The 622-nt window shown below is 52.4% G+C and carries 1 rRNA gene; it reads right to left on the bottom strand.

Going from position 1 to position 622, the window contains the following annotated elements:
• Positions 1–622: ribosomal RNA gene (locus ACKTR2_RS10370) — 16S ribosomal RNA — on the bottom strand; the annotation flags it as partial.

Below are 622 nucleotides of genomic sequence, written 5' to 3'. Positions count from 1 at the left end.
TTAGCTGCGGCACTAAGGGGCGGAAACCCCCTAACACCTAGCATTCATCGTGTACGGCATGGACTACCAGGGTATCTAATCCTGTTTGCTACCCATGCTTTCGAGCCTCAGCGTCAGTTACAGACCAGATAGCCGCCTTCGCCACTGGTGTTCTTCCATATATCTACGCATTCCACCGCTACACATGGAGTTCCACTACCCTCTTCTGCACTCAAGTTGCCCAGTTTCCGATGCCCTTCTCCGGTTAAGCCGAAGGCTTTCACATCAGACTTAAGTAACCGCCTGCACTCCCTTTACGCCCAATAAATCCGGATAACGCTTGCCACCTACGTATTACCGCGGCTGCTGGCACGTAGTTAGCCGTGGCTTTCTGGTTAAATACCGTCACAATCTGAGCAGTTACTCTCAGATTCGTTCTTCTTTAACAACAGAGTTTTACGAGCCGAAACCCTTCTTCACTCACGCGGCGTTGCTCCATCAGGCTTTCGCCCATTGTGGAAGATTCCCTACTGCTGCCTCCCGTAGGAGTCTGGGCCGTGTCTCAGGCCCAATGTGGCCGATCAGCCTCTCAGCTCGGCTATGCATCATCGCCTTGGTAAGCCGTTACCTTACCAACTAGCTA

This window comes from Furfurilactobacillus curtus (genome assembly GCF_045862785.1).
Classification (GTDB): Bacteria; Bacillota; Bacilli; order Lactobacillales; family Lactobacillaceae; genus Furfurilactobacillus; species Furfurilactobacillus curtus.
The sequence above is the reverse complement of the archived record's forward strand: the minus strand, read 5'-3'. Positions and strand labels throughout refer to the sequence as shown.